We start from the raw sequence: 14,650 nt of genomic DNA on the forward strand, positions 1-14,650 counted from the left end.
CGCTCAGCGCGGAGCCGTCGATCGCCAGAGGGCGAGCAGCAGGGCGTTGAAGTCGGCGGCGGCGAGCTGGATCTCGTGTCCGGCGCCGGTCACCGTTCGGAGGTCGGCGCCGAGGTCGCGGGCGAGCCCGTCGCACATGGCCGTGAACGCCTCGTGATGGTCGCCGGAGACGACCACCGTGGGGAACGCCGCGTCGCGCACCTCGTCGACGGGGATCGCGCCCGACCACGGCTGACGCGCGCGGCGTAGCGCCGGGACCAGTGCGGTCAGGTCGCGCATGACGTCGGCCGGGATCTCGTCGACCGGCGATCCGACCAGTTCGAGGAACCCGTCGAGGAACTCGCGGTCGTCTCCCGGCGATACGAGCGCCTGCTCGATGTCGCGTCGCAGCCGTCGCACCGCCGGGTGCGCGGAGGCCGCGTCGAATGCCGGGGGTTCGGCGAGCACCAGGGAGCGCACCGCGTGCGGTCGTCGCGCCGCGGCGACCATCGCCACGAGCCCGCCGTAGGAGTGGCCGACGAGGTGGGCGCCGTCGCCGAGCAGCGCGGCCACGTCGTCGCCGTCGCTGAGGAAGTCCTCGCCGACGGCGCCGGGCTCGCCGGCGTACGCCCGTCGCGTCGGGATGACGAGTTCGTAGCCGTGATCGCCGAGCGGTCGCTGCGCCGCCCACTCGGCCGGTCCGGTCGCGAGCGACCCGTGGACGAGCACGACGCGCTCGCCGGAGCCCCACACCTCCACCGGGACCGCCGACATGCGGAGAGGGTACTCGCGCGTCCTGCCGCGGCTCAAGGCGTGGTCCGCTGGAGCGATGGGTTCCCCGATCGCGACCGATCCGTGATCTTCGGGGCGGGCGCGCCGTGCAAGACTCGGCGCAGTCGCGACACAGGCAGGGTGTGAGGATCGCCAGCACCGACGCCGCAGACGCCGATTCGACCCTGGGGGAGCCGATGCCCGACCGCGCCGAGCCGCAGCCGGTCGAGGACGGCACCGATGCGCTCGCGTGGTTCACGGACGTGGTGCGCGAGCACTCGACGGCGCTGGTGAAGTACTTCGCTCGCCGCGGACCCCGCCAGGACGCGGAAGATCTCACCGCCGAGGTGTTCGCGACCGCGTGGCGCCGGCGCGACGACGTGCCCCGCGAGGCCGTGCTGCCCTGGCTGTACCGCACGGCGGGCTTCACGCTCGCGAACCACCGCCGCAAGCTCGTCGACCTCCCCGTCGACGAGGTGCCCGACGCAGGTGACGCACGCGTGCGCACCGATCCCGAGCTCAGCGCCCTGTTCGACGACGAACTGCGCGGCGCGCTCATGAGCGTGGGCGAACGCGACCGGCGCATCCTCCTGCTGCACGCGTGGGAGGGCCTCGACGGCGAGGAGCTCGCGCAGGTGCTCGGCATCTCGCGGTCGGGCGCCGACGCCGCGCTCTCGAGGGCCCGCAAGCGCCTGCGCGAGGCGTGGGGCGAGCGGATGTCGTTCTAGCGACTCCTGCAAGGTTCGGCTCACGCGGCACACAGGCATGGGTGAGAGCGGATGCCACGGAAGGTGATCGACATGAACGACGACCAGCGCGACCCGATGGAACGGCTGCGCGCCGCGGACCCGGCTGCGGGCGTCGAGGCCCGTGACGGGTTCGCCGACGAGGTCGTGGCGCGGGCCGCGGCCGAGACGGGCGGATCGGCCCCCGTCGCCGACCTCACCGCGGAGCGGGCCCGCCGGCGACCGGCGCGGATGCCGGTGGCTGCGGCGGCCGCCGCGCTCGTCGTCGTCGGCGCGGTGGGGTACGGCATCGGCTCCGCCACCGCGGGTCCGGCCGTTCTCGCCGGGGGGGCCGCGCCGCCGATCTCCCTGCAGGGCCCGCCCGAGGGCGCGGCGACCGAGGGCGGCGCCATGCCCGAGATCGCGACCGGCGACCGGATGATGCCGGAGCCAGGCGCCCAGGGGATGAGCTGGCCATCATGGGGCGGCGGGCGCAACTCGTTCAGCGCGTCGGGACTCTCGACCTCGGGCGGAACGGCAGCGGCCTACGGGTACGACGCCCGCGCGGCATCCGATGCCGACACCGTCGCCGCGCTGGCGGGGGTCCTCGGTGTCGAGGGCACGCCGGAACTCGCGGACGGATCCTGGTCGGTCGGGCCGAAGGACGGCACCGGCCCCGCGCTCGGGGTCTCGCTCGACGGCACGCTCGGATTCTGGTACTCCGATCCGGCGAACAGCCCGTGGCAGTGCGGCGACGGCGCGGAGACCTGCGAGCCGGCCGGGGAGATCCCGAGCGAGCAGGCGGCGATCGACGCGCTGCGCTCCCTGATCGAGTCCACCGGGCGCGACGCCGCCGCGTTCGAGTTCGCCTCGGAGACGTGGGAGGGTGCCGTGACGCGCACGGCGCAGGCCTGGCCCGTCGTGGACGGCCAGCGGATCGACCAGGCCTGGGGCGTCGAGCTGTCGGACCGCGGCATCGTCAGCGCGTCCGGGATGCTCGCGGACCTCGTCGAACTCGGCGACTACCCCGTGGTGAGCGAGCAGGAGGCGTTCGAGCGGCTGTCCGACCCTCGGTTCGCGTCGACGATGATCGCGCTGCCCGCCGAGGCGCGCGACCTGCCCGTGACTGACATGCCGGAGTGGGTGCCGCCGACCGAGCCGCCCGCGGCACCGGAGCCCGGCGTCGCCGTGTCGTGGCCCGTGAACGACGTGGAGATCGTCGAGGCGCGGCTCGGGCTCGCGAGCCAGTGGCAGCCCGACGGCAGCGTCCTGGTGGTGCCGGCGTACGAGTTCACCGACGCCGACGGCGGCACGTGGTCGGTCATCGCGGTCGCGGAGTCGAGTCTCGACTTCTCCGTCGAGTGATCCTGTCGCTCGGCCGCGTGCCCGACTAGGGTCGAGGAATCCCGCGCCGACGCGGGGAAGTCAGGAGCCGGCCATGCACGACCACGTCTACCGCGTCACCGAGATCGTCGGAAGCTCCTCCGAGAGCCAGGACGCCGCCATCCGGAACGCCATCGCACGGGCGACCTCGACGCTCAGGAACGTCGACTGGTTCGAGGTGATCTCCACTCGCGGTCACGTCGAGGGCGGGAACATCGCGCACTTCCAGGTGACGCTGAAGGTCGGGTTCCGGCTCGACGACTGACCCTCGCGCTACGCCGTGCGGCGCTCGTCACGCAGGCGCGGCTCGGTGCGCAGGTGCGGCCGCAGGCCGGCCTTGTCGGCGTAGAACGCCCGGATCCGGTCCATGTCGGCCGGGACGTCGCCGGTCAGGTCGAACGTCGGTCCGAGGCCCGTGGTCATCGTGGTGCGGTCGACGAAGCCGAGGGTCACCGGAAGCCCGGTCTCCCGCGCGATGCGGTAGAACCCCGACTTCCAGTACTCGTTCGCCCCACGCGTGCCGTCCGGCGTGACGACGAGGCCGAACACCTCGCCGTCGCGGATCCGCTCGACGACCTCGCCGACGACGCGGCTGGGGTCGTCGCGATCGACCGGGATGCCGCCGATCCGGCGCATGATCGACCCGCGCCATCCGCGGAACAGGCTCTTCTTGCCGAGCCAGCGGATGTCGATGCCGTACCGCCAGGCGATGGCGAGCATGAGCACGAAATCCCAGTTCGACGTGTGCGGGGCGCCGATCAGCACCGACGGCCGGTCGGGAGCCGGCTCGCCCGCGAGCGTCCACCTGCTGCAGGCCCAGTAGACGCGGGAGATGAATCGTCGGAGCATCCGGCCACCGTACGCGACCTCGCATGCCGGGAACGGAATGTCCGGAACGTGCGCGGCGGTGCAGCGGGGTGCGAGCCGTGCGCGTCGGCCGGGGCGACCGTCGGTCCTCACAAGATGGGACAAGACGAGCGTGAGGCCGGCGCGCTAGCGTCAGGCGAGACCACGCGCCCGGACCCCGCGCGGCGGGACGATCGACCACTCGGGACCCGTTCCGCGACACGCCGTCCGCCCTCACGCGACGGCGGATGCCCGCTCCGTAATCTGATCGATTCAACACGAACGTTCTACGTGAACTTCACACTTTCGCCATCGCCCCCTACACTGCGATGACGAGCGTCGCGCGATTCCCCTTGCGCACGCTCGCTCCGGGGGGAGGCGAAGATGGCTGGTTGGGTCCGTGTTCGGGCGGTGACGGGGGTCGCCGCGGCGATCGCGCTGGTGTTCGGCACCGCCGTGCCGGCACAGGCGGAGGAGCCCGTCGCGGGGTCCGATCAGCAGGTGGTCGCGTCGACTCCACCGACGACCGAGCCGGCGCCCACGCCGGTTCCCACGACGCCGGCCCCGACGGTCTCCGGCCCGGTATCCGGCGCACCCGCGGAGACGACGTCGCCGAAGAAGCCCGGCGACTCGAGCGCGAAGACCACCGAGCAGACGACCCAGTCGTCCACCGGCAGCACGACCGAGCAGACCACCACCATGATGTCTGCGACGACGACGACGGCCGAGCCGGTCATCGAGGCCTTCGGTACCGGCGTGCACCGGCTCGCCGGCGCCGACCGGTACGAGACGGCCGTGGCCATCTCGAAGCGGTTCGCCGCGGGCGTCCCGGTCCTGTACGTGGCCACTGGCCTCAACTTCCCGGACGGTCTGACCGCCGCCGCCGCGGCGGCGAAGGCGGGCGGGCCGCTGCTCCTGACCCGCGGCGACGCCATCCCCGAGGTCGTGCGGGCCGAGATCGTCCGCCTGGCGCCCAAGCGCATCGTGGTCGCCGGCAGCGATGCCGTCATCACCCCGGCGGTCTACGACCAGCTCGCCGGCCTGACACCGCAGGTCAGCCGGTTCGGCGGGAACGATCGATACCAGACCGGCGAACTCGTCGTCGGCAGCGCCTTCACGAGCGCGACGGAAGCCTTCATCGCCACCGGCGCGGACTTCCCCGATGCGCTCGCGGCATCCGCTGCGGCCGGCGCGATCGGCGCACCGGTGTTCCTCGTCGAGGGTCTCGCGCAGTCCGCCCGATCCAGCACGATCACCGCGATGAAGTCGCTCGGCGTGCGCACGGTCCGCATCGCCGGCAGTGCGGGCGCGGTCAGCGAGGGCATCGCCAGGCAGCTCTCCTCCGAGGGCTTCACGGTACTCCGCCACGAGGGCGCCGATCGGTACCTCACCGCGACGGCGATCAACCAGGCCGTCTTCCGCAGCACGTCGTCGGCGGTCGGGAGCGCCTTCCTCGCGACGGGCATCGAATTCGCCGACGCGCTCTCGGGCGCCGCGCTCGCCGGCGCGCTCGGGTCGCCCCTGTATCTGACCCGGGCGACGTGCATCCCGTACCCGGCGTGGAACGCGCTCCGCGAGATGGCGCCGCCGGCCCGGGTGATCCTCGGCAGCACGGGCGTCGTCGGCGACGCCGTGGCGCAGAACACGGCGTGCGCGACCGACTGGGCGAAGCCCGCGAACGGGCGCATCACCAGCACGTTCGGACCTCGCGAGCCCATCTGCACGTCGGGCGGCTGCACGTCGTCGTTCCACGCGGGCGTCGACCTCGCGACCGGCTGCAACGCGCCGATCTACGCCGCCACGTCCGGCAAGGTGAGCACGGCCGGCTGGGTCGGCACCTACGGCAACTTCATCAAGATCGCGCATGCCTCGAGCATCGATACCGGATACGCGCACCTGGTCGACGGGGGCATACGCGTGAAGGTGGGCCAGACCGTCTCGGTCGGCCAGTTGATCGGGTACTCGGGAACGACGGGCGCCTCGACCGGATGCCACCTGCACTTCGAGGTGTACCAGAACGGCACCCGCATCGACCCCGTGCCGTTCCTCTCCGCACGAGGCGTGACGCTCGGGTGATCCTCGGCGCGGCGCCTCGATCGAGTCCGAGGCGCCGCGCCGTTCACGCAGCTCGGTCGTCTCCGGTCGGGCAGTGCAGGCGGGTCGGCGTCGTCGCGTCGCCGCGTTCGATGCGGTGCTCGGCCATGGACGCGCCGCACACCGGACAGGTGGGATCGGCCGGCGGGCGGTACGGCTCCTCCGGTCGGCCGATGCCGACCTCGGCGGGCCCCGCGAACGGGTACAGCACGCGGCTCACGCGCGCCCAGAAGCCAGGGACGTCGCGCCACGGGTTGGGCAGCTTCTGTTCGTGCACGAACAGTTAGTGTACTCGCTATTCTGGGAGCATGACCGATCCGCTCGAACTCGACCGCCAGCTCTGCTTCGCGCTCGCGGCCACGAGCCGCGAGGTGGTGCGGCTCTATCGGCCCTCGCTCGAGCCGCTCGGCATCACCCACCCGCAGTACCTCGTGCTGCTCGCGCTGTGGGAACGGAGCCCGCAGCGCCTGCGGGAGGTCGCCGAACGGCTCCACCTCGAACCCGCGACGGTGAGCCCCCTGATCGGCCGGCTCGAAGCGGCCGGCCTCGTGACCCGGTCGCGCAGCGCCGCCGACGAGCGCGCCGTGGACATCGCGCTGACCGACGAGGGCACGGCGTTGCGCGAACAGGCGCTCCGAGTCCCCGGCGAGGTCGTCGAGCGCCTCGGCTACTCGGTCGAGCGCCTCGAGCGGCTCCGTGACGAGCTCACCTCGCTGCTCGACGCCGCCCACGCCGTGAACTGACCGCGCGACCCGATCCGGCGCGCGATCCTGACTGCGTCAGCTCGCCGCCGCGACGCAGCGGACGTCCTGGATCCACCCGAAGTCGTAGGCGTCGTTGCCGAACACCACCGGCAACGCCTCGCCCGCGACCACGCCGGTCTCGGTGAGGGTCCGCGTCTCGTCGGCGGGAGCCCAGACGTCCTCGTCGTTGGTGAAGCCGAGCTCGATCTCGAGGGACGCGCAGTCCGCCTCGACGAAGAGCGCCCCCTCCCAGCACCCCTCGAGATGCTCGAGCCCGCACCGGCCGTCGTAGCGGCCGTCGGCGTACATCTCGAGCGCTGCGGGGAACGTGAAGTAGGTCTCGTCCGCCTCGAAGCGCTCCAGGTCGGCGGGCTCGTCGGCGGCCGCCGCGTCGTCGCCGGCGCCGGTGCTGCCGGCGTCGGTGCTGCCGGCGTCGCCGTCCGCGCGCGGGGCGGCGTCCTCCTCGGCGGCGACGCGGGCCTGCTCGAACGCGGTCGTCGCGAGCTGCGCCGCGCCGATCCCGGCCGCCGTCAGCACGGCGAGCAGTGCGACGGATCCGGCGACGATGCCGACGACCGCGCCGCGCGAGAGTCCGCGTCGTGCCGGCGCCGGCCCCGCGGCATCCGTCGACCCCGGCCCCGCGCCCCCGGCCGCGGACCCCGCCTCGCGGAGCAGGACCGCGCGCGCCTCGGCGAGGGTGGCCGCCCATGCTTCGGCCGAGGCGCGTCCCTCGGCATCCGGATACCGCGACGGATGGCGCTCCCACGACTCGCGGGCGAAGGCGTCCTCCACGATGGCGGGGGAGAGGGGGGCGACGGCGTCGAGGCGCAGCACCTGCCGCGCGATGTTCGGGTCCACAGCGTGGATCATACGGTGCGGAGCGGCCGGGTGCCCATGCCATGCGCGGACGACCCGTGTCAAGACCCTCCCCGGATCGCGATCCAGTGCATAGACATGAGTGCGCGGGCACCCGAAGCCCGTGACAGGCCGTCGGTCCGCGCACGAGTTCGACCGTGCACGCCCCGGAAGCGTCCGGGCGACCGGCGGCCTGACCGATTCCCCGCATCGGAAGGACCACCTTGGGCAACCTCATGCTCGGCCGCATCGTCCGGATCGACCTGCCGGACGACGTGCTCGCGCACGTCCACGCGGTGGTCATCGCGAAGCTGCGGGTGCGCGAGCCCGTGATCGTCGGCTGGATCGCCGAGGACGGCCACCACGACGAGGTCATGGTGAACCCCACCATGCCGATCCTCGTTCAATACGACAGCGACGAGGAGCCCCACCTCGACCGGCGCTGGATGAATCGCCTCATGATGGCGGCGAACGCGGTCCGCGGGCTGCAGCTCACGCCGGATCTCGTCGAGGCCCTGCGCGCCATCGACGGCGAGACGACGGATGCCGCGGAGTCGGCCGTCGGCCCGTCCTAGACCCTCCGGTCCACGTCGCGACGCATCCCGCCCCGTGAACCCGTGCGGATGTCGGCCCCCGGTGACACGATGGGGGAGTGCCGGAGATGCCCGAGGTCGAGGCGCTCGCCGGGTTCCTCCGCGAGCGCGCGGTCGGGCGTGCCGTCGCCTCGGTACGCGTGGCGGCGATCTCCGCGCTGAAGACGTTCGACCCGCCGCTCCAGGCGGTCGAGGGTCGAACCATCACCGCGGTCTCCCGGCACGGCAAGTTCCTCGACCTCGAGCTCGGCGCGGATGCCGACGCCGGAGCGGTCGACTCGCTGCACCTCGCCTTCCACCTCGCGCGCGCCGGGTGGTTGCGCTGGTACGACGAGGTGCCTGCGACCGTGCTCCGTCCGGGCAAGTCGCCGATCGCCCTGCGCGTCCGCCTCGATGACGGCTCCGGATTCGACCTGACCGAGGCCGGCACCAAGAAGTCGCTCGCGGCGTACGTGGTCCGCGATCCGGCGCAGGTGCCGGGCATCGCCCGGCTGGGTCCCGATCCCATGACCGAGGGGTTCGGCCCTGACGAGTTCGCCGCCCTGCTCGCCGGCCGGCGCACGCAGGTCAAGGGGCTGCTTCGCGACCAGTCCGTCCTCGCGGGCATCGGCAACGCGTACTCCGACGAGATCCTCCACGCCGCGAAGATGTCGCCGTACAAGCTCGCCGCGTCCCTCACGCCCGACGAGGTCGCGCGGCTCTACGCGGCGATGCGGGAGACCCTCGGTGAAGCCCTTGCCGAGGCATCCGGGCGGCCCGCCGCCGAATTGAAAGACGCGAAGCGCCGGCGCCTGCGCGTCCACGGCCGGACCGGCGAGGCCTGTCCGGTCTGCGGCGACACGATCCGACAGGTCGAGTTCCACGACTCGACGTTCCAGTACTGCCCCACCTGCCAGACGGGCGGCAAGCCGCTCGCGGATCGCGTGCGCTCCCGGCTGCTGAAGTAGGGCTGAGGGGATGCCGCGAGGCCGCTGATTCGGGCCCCGTTCCCAGCCGCACGGTGGTTCACTCGCCGCATGGCCCCGTTCGCGATGTTCCCGCTCGGCAGCGTGCTGTTCCCGCACATGCCGCTCGCGCTGCGCGTGTTCGAGGAGCGCTACCTCGTGATGATGTCGCGCGTGCTCGGCGCCCGCCCCGCCGAGTTCGGCGTCGTGCTCATCGAGAGCGGACGCGAGGCCGCCGGTGCGGAGGCCCAGCGACGCTTCCGCCACGGGACGGTCGCGGAGGTGACCGAGCTCGGCGAGACCGACGGGATGCTCGCGGTCCTCGCGCGAGGCGGTCGGCGCATCGAGGTCGTCGAGTGGCTCGACGACGATCCGCATCCCGCGGCCATCGTCCGCGACGTGCCCGAGCTCGAATGGGATACGTCGCTCGCCCCGCTCCTGGCGCAGGCCGAACTCGTCGTCCGGCGGACCATCGCCAGGGCGAGCGAGTTCGTGGAACTGCCGTGGGACGCCGACGTGGGACTCAGCGACGACCCCGTGGCATCCGCGTGGCAGCTCGCGGGGATCGCGCCCCTCACGCCGCTCGACCAGGTCCGGCTCCTCGGCTCGCGAAGCCTCCGCGACCTGCTCGTAGGCCTGATCGACCTCACCCACGGCGCGGGCGAGGTCCTCACCGCGGCCTGGACCGCCGAGGACGACCTCGACGCCGAGCTCGCCTCGCTGGGGGAGGGCCTCGCGACCGGAGAGGGGACGGCCCGGCCGAGCACCGGTACCGAAGCGGCCGAGACCGCCGACGACACCGACAGCACCGACAGCACCGACAGCACCGACAGCACCGACGCCACCGACGACCCCGAGGAGACGCACCCGTGACCGATCGATGGACCCGCGTGACCTGCCCCGATTGCGGTGCGACCGCCGCCGCGCTCGTGACCGTCGTCCCCACGATGGGCGACGCCGGCCTGGCCGTCAGTTCCTACCGATGCCCGAACGGATGCCGCCTCGACGACGTGCACGCCGGCGTCGACGAGGCGCTCGGCATCCGTCACGTGTTCGGATGACCGGGGTCCGGACCGTGGACTAGCGGCGCGGTTCGCCTTCGGACGGCGCGCGGTCGCCGCCGTCGAGGACATCCGGGTCCACGGCTTCCGCGCCGCGCGCGTGCTGATCGCGCTCGGCACGCAGCCGATCCGCATCGGAGCGGTGCTCGCGGCTGCGGTCGGCCAGGCGCTCGGCCTCGAGCTGCGCCTCCGCCGCCTTGGCCTGCGCGTCGCGGGCAGCGGCGTCCGCCTTCGCCGCGCGGACCTCGCGTTCGCGCGCGGCCTCTTCGACCTCGGCCGCTCGATCGCGCATCTCCGCGGCCTCGTGGCGCCGGCCCTCGACCTGCTTCTCGCGACGCCGGTTGGAGGTCGCGATCCACGCGATGACGGCGATGAGGGCGATCAGGGCGATCACGCCGACGACGATCCAGATGATGGTGCTGGTGTCCATCTCCACGGTTGTTCCACCTTCCCGTTCGGGCTCGAACACACTCAACCGCGGACGGGCCGTGACGTGAACGGGGTTGCGCGGCGTGCTCCGGCTGTGCTCAGGGCGTCGGCGAGTCGTCCCGGCCGCGCCGGCGGGCGTGCGCGCGGGCGAGGATGTCGGACACCTCGCGGTCCTCCGTCTGCCGGAAGTCGAGATAGTGCATGCCCACCGACATGAAGCCCGGCGGCGCCTCCAGGCAGACGGCCTCGTCCACCTCGGGGATGCCCTCGAGCGCCCGCGGCGAGGCCACGGGCACCGCCAGCACGACCCGCACTGCACCGCGCTCACGGGCGACCCGGCAGGCCACCCGGGCCGTCGCCCCGGTCGCGACGCCGTCGTCGACGACGACCGCGGTGCGTCCCGCGAGCGGGACCGGCGGCCGGTCTCCCCGGAAGCGCCGCACCCGGGCCGCGAGCTCGGCCCGCTCCCGGCGCTCGACACCGGCGAACTCCTCGGGAGTCACGCGGCCGAGGCCGACGACGTCCTCGTTCACGATCTCGGCATCCTCCTCGCCGACGGCGCCCATGGCGACCTCGGGTCGCGAGGGGAGCCCGAGCTTGCGGACCACGAGTACGTCGAGCGGAGCGCCGAGGACGCGGGCGACCTCGTCGGCGACCGGGACGCCGCCGCGTGGAAGCCCGAGCACGACGGCGTCGCCGAGGTCCAGCCGCGCGACCGATTCCGCGAGCCGGCGGCCCGCGTCACGCCGGTCGGCGAACCGGATCACGCTCCGGTCCCGTGCCCGGCTGCGCCGCCGTCGGCCGAGTTCGCCATTCGCTCATGTTCGCATATGCTGTCAGCACCCTTCCCCCTGAACGGGGGAACCCGTTCAGACTGGGATCGGCGCGCTCCCCCGCGCGGCCGTTCAACTTGGAGTGCCCCGTGGGACGTCACAGCGTCGCGGCTCCGGCGAAGGCGCCGAGCCGCCGATTCATCCTGTCCGTCGCTGCCGGCGTGGCGGTCATCGCCCTCGTCGCGTCCGGCGTCTACCTGTGGGTGGGCGGTCACCTGAACCCGCTCCTCGCGGCCGCCGACCAGCCGGCCTGCGACGAGCCGGAGCAGGTCGTCGTGGTCGCCGACACGTCGATCGCCAAGTCGGTGGCCCAGCTCGCCGAGGACTTCGACGCCGACCCGAAGCGATGCGTCGCGACCGAGGTGCGCGCGCAGGACTCGGCCGACACCGCGGCATCCGTCGCCGCCGGCACCGCCGACGCCGACGTCTGGATCCCCGACTCGACCGTGTGGATCGATCGCACGCGCGCGACGGCCACGTCGCTCGGCCTCGGCGCGCCGGTCCTCGAGGTCGGCGACTCCATCGTGTCGTCGCCCATCGTGTTCGCGGCGGCCGCGTCCGACGCCGAGGAGCTGGCGAAGGAGCCCGTGAGCTGGGCCCGCGTGCTGAGCGGCCAGCTCCCCGCGCTGCTGCCCGACCCCGAGGCATCCGCCGCGAGCCTCGCGAGCCTGTACGCGCTGAAGGGGCAGACCTCGCCCGACGACCCGCGCCAGTTCGCCGGTGCGATGATCGCGCTCAGCAAGTCGATCCCCGCGTCGACGGATGCCGCCATGGCCACCGTCACCTCGTCGTCCACGCCGATGATCACGCTCACCAGCGAAGCGCGGGTCGTGGCCCACAACGCCGATAAGTCGGCGGAGCCGCTCGTCGCGGCCTACCCCACCGAGGGCACCGTGGCGCTCGACTATCCCTTCGTCCGCATGGCGAAGGAGCGGACCGAGAACCTCGACGCGTTCCGCACGGCGCTCTCGAAGGCCGGCGACCATTTCGCCGAGGCGGGTTTCCGCGCCCCCGACGGCACCGGCGAGCTCGAGGCCCGCGGGGTGGCCGCGACCGCGCCGCCCGCGCAGGGCGAGCTCGACGGGGCCTCGCAGATCGAGATCCTGCGGTCGTGGGGTGTGCTCACCATGCGCGGTCGCATGCTCGCGGTGATCGACGTCTCCGGGTCGATGCAGGACCCCGCGGCGAACGGACTCCGTCGCATCGACGTGTTCCAGCAGGCCGCGATGGGAGCGGTCCAGAAGTTCTCGGGCGAGGCCGAGCTGGGCGTCTGGCTGTTCTCGACGGCCCGCAACGGCAACCTCGACTACGAGGACGTGGCCCCGATCGCCCCGCTCGCCGATGCTGCGCACACGCAGCGCATCGCCGGGATCATCCAGTCCCTGCCCTCGCGACTGGGCGGCGCGACCGGCCTCTACGACACCACGCTCGACGCGGTGAAGCGCGTGCGCGAGACCTACGACCCCGAGAAGGTCAACTCGGTGCTCGTCATCACCGACGGCAAGAACGAGGACGAGAACGGCATCAGCCTCGAGCAGCTCCTCGCCGAGCTCGCGAAGATGGACGACCCCAACCAGCCGGTTCCGGTCATCATGATCGGCTTCGGACCCGACACCGACCTCCAGGCCATGCAGCAGATCGCCAAGGCGACCAAGGGCGGGGCGTACTCGGCGGCGCAGCCCGAGGATCTCGGCACGGTGCTGGTCGACGCCATCTCGCAGCGCACCTGCCGCCCCGACTGCGGCTGACGGCGAAGGCCGGCTGACGTCGTTCAGTGCGCGGCGGGCGCCTGGACCATGTCGGCCGGGCGACGGACCATCGTCGCGCCGACGATCGCGAAGACCGACACGATGGCGCCGACGAGGAACGCCGCACGCACTCCCGCGGCCTGCGCTGCGATCGCATCGGTGCCGCCCGCCTCGGCGGTGGCCGCCGAGGCGGTCATGACCGTGATGAACATCGCGGTGCCCGCCGCTCCGGCGACCTGCTGGAGCGTGCCCACGATGGCGGACCCGTGGGAGTACAAGCGCGGCTCGACCGAGCCGAGCGCGCTCGTGAACAGCGGGGTGAACATGAACGCGAGCGCCGTCGAGAGCGTCACGTGCGCGACGAGGACCATCCACGGGGGCGTCGTCTCGGTCACGAGCGTGAGCGACCACAGCACGCCGCTCACCACGATGCTGCCGGGCACGAGCAGCGGCGTGGGGCCCACCCGGTCGTAGAGGCGGCCCACCGTCGGGCCGAGCAGGCCCATGACGAGGCCGCCCGGCAGGACCAGGAGCCCGGTCGCGAGCGGCTCCAGGCCGAGCACGTCCTGGAGGTAGATGGGCAGGAGGATGATCGTGCCGAACAGCGCCGCCATCATCACCGCCATCATCGCGATCGACACCGCGAAGTTCCGGGTCCGGAAGGTGCGCAGGTCGAGCAGCGCTCGATCGGTGCGCTGCAGGGCGACCTGGCGCAGGATGAACGCGAGCACGCCGACGGCACCGATCGCGAGCGCGAGCCACATCGGCACGGCGTCGCCAGGCGCCCGACCGCTCACGACGCCGCCGACCAGGCTGAGCCCGTACACGAGGCCGCCGAAGCCGAACGCGGAGAGCACGACCGAGCCGAGGTCGATGGGGAAGACGCGCGTCTGGCCGACGTCGGTCACGCGCCGCAGGCCGATGACGAGCATCGCGACGGCGATCGGCAGGACCAGCCAGAACATGTACCGCCAGCCGAGCGAGTTGAGGATCAACCCGGAGATCGCCGGGCCGATGGCGGGCGCGACCGACATCACGATCGACACTCGGCCCATGATGCGGCCGCGATCGGACGGGGCCACGAGCGTCATGAGCGTGGTCATGAGCAGCGGCATCATGATCGCGGTGCCGGTCGCCTGCACGATGCGCGCGGCGAGGAGCACCTCGAAGCCCGGTGCGAGCGCGGCGAGCAGCGTGCCCGCCGAGAAGAGGCTCATCGCGGTGCCGAAGACGGGGCGGGTGCGGAACCGCTGCAGCAGGAACCCGGTGATCGGGATCACGACGGCCATCGTGAGCATGAAGGCGGTCGTGAGCCACTGGGCCGCGGTGAGCGTGACGCCGAGGTCGTCGACCAGTTCGGGGATCGCGACGCTCATGATCGTCTCGTTGAGGAACACGACGAACGTCGCCGCGAGCAGCAGCCAGATCACCCGCGTGTCGCGCGCCTCGCGATCGGCCGGCGAGGTCGGCGCCGTCGGCGTGGCGGGGTGCCGTGAGCCGGGCACCGCCTCCTCGGATCCGAGGGCGGCGTCGCCGGGCGGCATCGTGATCGAGCCGGTCTCGGGTGCGGTGCGTTCGGTCACGGGCGTCCTCGTCTGTCTCGATCGTGTGCGTCGTGTCGCCGGCCCGCGCCCATGCGGGGATGG

The 14,650-nt window shown here is 72.8% G+C and carries 18 protein-coding genes; 10 read left to right on the top strand and 8 right to left on the bottom strand.

What is annotated here, in order from left to right:
• Positions 1-3: 3 nt before the first annotated feature.
• A complete protein-coding gene (locus RH861_RS06685) occupies positions 4-753 on the bottom strand; it encodes an alpha/beta fold hydrolase (RefSeq protein WP_310520355.1) in 750 nt (249 codons plus the stop codon).
• Between the two features lie 140 nt (positions 754-893).
• Between RH861_RS06685 and RH861_RS06690 the strand changes: the two genes are divergently transcribed.
• The 3 genes from RH861_RS06690 to RH861_RS06700 all read left to right on the top strand — a co-directional run bounded on the left by RH861_RS06690 (position 894) and on the right by RH861_RS06700 (position 3,123).
• Entirely contained in the window at positions 894-1,478 is a 585-nt protein-coding gene (locus RH861_RS06690; protein WP_310520356.1) for an RNA polymerase sigma factor, read from the top strand.
• 72 nt (positions 1,479-1,550) lie between these two features.
• On the top strand, positions 1,551-2,840 hold the full coding sequence (locus tag RH861_RS06695; RefSeq protein WP_310520357.1) for a hypothetical protein: 1,290 nt from the start codon (positions 1,551-1,553) through the stop codon (positions 2,838-2,840).
• 73 nt (positions 2,841-2,913) lie between these two features.
• Positions 2,914-3,123, top strand: coding sequence for a dodecin (locus RH861_RS06700; protein WP_067945797.1), 210 nt, complete (start codon positions 2,914-2,916; stop codon positions 3,121-3,123).
• 8 nt (positions 3,124-3,131) lie between these two features.
• Here the strand turns inward: RH861_RS06700 and RH861_RS06705 are convergent, their stop codons facing one another.
• Entirely contained in the window at positions 3,132-3,707 is a 576-nt protein-coding gene (locus tag RH861_RS06705; RefSeq protein WP_067945814.1) for a 1-acyl-sn-glycerol-3-phosphate acyltransferase, read from the bottom strand.
• A gap of 491 nt (positions 3,708-4,198) precedes the next feature.
• The gene (locus RH861_RS06710; protein WP_310520358.1) at positions 4,199-4,441 is read right to left on the bottom strand and encodes a hypothetical protein; all 243 of its coding nucleotides are present in this window, start codon (positions 4,439-4,441) and stop codon (positions 4,199-4,201) included.
• On the opposite strand from RH861_RS06710, the gene RH861_RS06715 reads away from it, so the two are divergent.
• Positions 4,404-5,780, top strand: a complete 1,377-nt coding sequence (locus tag RH861_RS06715) for a cell wall-binding repeat-containing protein (protein WP_310520359.1) — start codon at positions 4,404-4,406, stop codon at positions 5,778-5,780. The genes RH861_RS06710 and RH861_RS06715 overlap by 38 nt on opposite strands.
• Positions 5,781-5,823: 43 nt before the next feature.
• Here RH861_RS06715 and RH861_RS06720 read toward each other — a convergent pair whose 3' ends face one another.
• The gene (locus tag RH861_RS06720; RefSeq protein ID WP_310520360.1) at positions 5,824-6,075 is read right to left on the bottom strand and encodes a hypothetical protein; all 252 of its coding nucleotides are present in this window, start codon (positions 6,073-6,075) and stop codon (positions 5,824-5,826) included.
• A gap of 31 nt (positions 6,076-6,106) precedes the next feature.
• On the opposite strand from RH861_RS06720, the gene RH861_RS06725 reads away from it, so the two are divergent.
• Positions 6,107-6,541 (top strand): MarR family winged helix-turn-helix transcriptional regulator, encoded by a 435-nt coding sequence (locus tag RH861_RS06725; protein WP_067945789.1) that lies wholly within the window; start codon positions 6,107-6,109, stop codon positions 6,539-6,541.
• A gap of 36 nt (positions 6,542-6,577) precedes the next feature.
• On the opposite strand, the gene RH861_RS06730 is transcribed toward RH861_RS06725, so the two are convergent.
• On the bottom strand, positions 6,578-7,399 hold the full coding sequence (locus RH861_RS06730; protein ID WP_310520361.1) for a hypothetical protein: 822 nt from the start codon (positions 7,397-7,399) through the stop codon (positions 6,578-6,580).
• 221 nt (positions 7,400-7,620) lie between these two features.
• Between RH861_RS06730 and RH861_RS06735 the strand changes: the two genes are divergently transcribed.
• The 4 genes from RH861_RS06735 (at position 7,621) to RH861_RS06750 (ending at position 9,994) form a co-directional block, all read left to right on the top strand.
• Positions 7,621-7,971: a DUF7882 family protein gene (locus tag RH861_RS06735; protein WP_310520362.1), complete on the top strand. Its 351-nt coding sequence runs from the start codon at positions 7,621-7,623 to the stop codon at positions 7,969-7,971.
• Positions 7,972-8,048: 77 nt separating this feature from the next.
• Positions 8,049-8,936 carry an Fpg/Nei family DNA glycosylase gene (locus RH861_RS06740; protein WP_310520363.1) on the top strand — a complete coding sequence of 296 codons (888 nt, stop codon included), beginning with the start codon at positions 8,049-8,051 and terminating at the stop codon, positions 8,934-8,936.
• 69 nt (positions 8,937-9,005) lie between these two features.
• The gene (locus RH861_RS06745) at positions 9,006-9,806 is read left to right on the top strand and encodes an LON peptidase substrate-binding domain-containing protein (RefSeq protein ID WP_310520364.1); all 801 of its coding nucleotides are present in this window, start codon (positions 9,006-9,008) and stop codon (positions 9,804-9,806) included.
• Positions 9,803-9,994, top strand: coding sequence for a hypothetical protein (locus tag RH861_RS06750; protein WP_067949445.1), 192 nt, complete (start codon positions 9,803-9,805; stop codon positions 9,992-9,994). The genes RH861_RS06745 and RH861_RS06750 overlap by 4 nt, the downstream gene beginning before the upstream one ends.
• A 19-nt stretch (positions 9,995-10,013) precedes the next feature.
• Here RH861_RS06750 and RH861_RS06755 read toward each other — a convergent pair whose 3' ends face one another.
• Both RH861_RS06755 and RH861_RS06760 read right to left on the bottom strand, forming a co-directional pair.
• Positions 10,014-10,424 (bottom strand): hypothetical protein, encoded by a 411-nt coding sequence (locus RH861_RS06755; RefSeq protein ID WP_310520365.1) that lies wholly within the window; start codon positions 10,422-10,424, stop codon positions 10,014-10,016.
• A gap of 97 nt (positions 10,425-10,521) precedes the next feature.
• Positions 10,522-11,190, bottom strand: coding sequence for a phosphoribosyltransferase (locus RH861_RS06760; RefSeq protein WP_310520366.1), 669 nt, complete (start codon positions 11,188-11,190; stop codon positions 10,522-10,524).
• A gap of 155 nt (positions 11,191-11,345) precedes the next feature.
• On the opposite strand from RH861_RS06760, the gene RH861_RS06765 reads away from it, so the two are divergent.
• Positions 11,346-13,004: a substrate-binding domain-containing protein gene (locus RH861_RS06765; RefSeq protein ID WP_310520367.1), complete on the top strand. Its 1,659-nt coding sequence runs from the start codon at positions 11,346-11,348 to the stop codon at positions 13,002-13,004.
• 23 nt (positions 13,005-13,027) lie between these two features.
• Here the strand turns inward: RH861_RS06765 and RH861_RS06770 are convergent, their stop codons facing one another.
• Positions 13,028-14,548: an MDR family MFS transporter gene (locus tag RH861_RS06770; protein ID WP_310520807.1), complete on the bottom strand. Its 1,521-nt coding sequence runs from the start codon at positions 14,546-14,548 to the stop codon at positions 13,028-13,030.
• Positions 14,549-14,650 lie beyond the last annotated feature (102 nt).

Source organism: Agromyces indicus (assembly GCF_031432295.1).
Taxonomy (GTDB): Bacteria; Actinomycetota; Actinomycetes; order Actinomycetales; family Microbacteriaceae; genus Agromyces; species Agromyces indicus.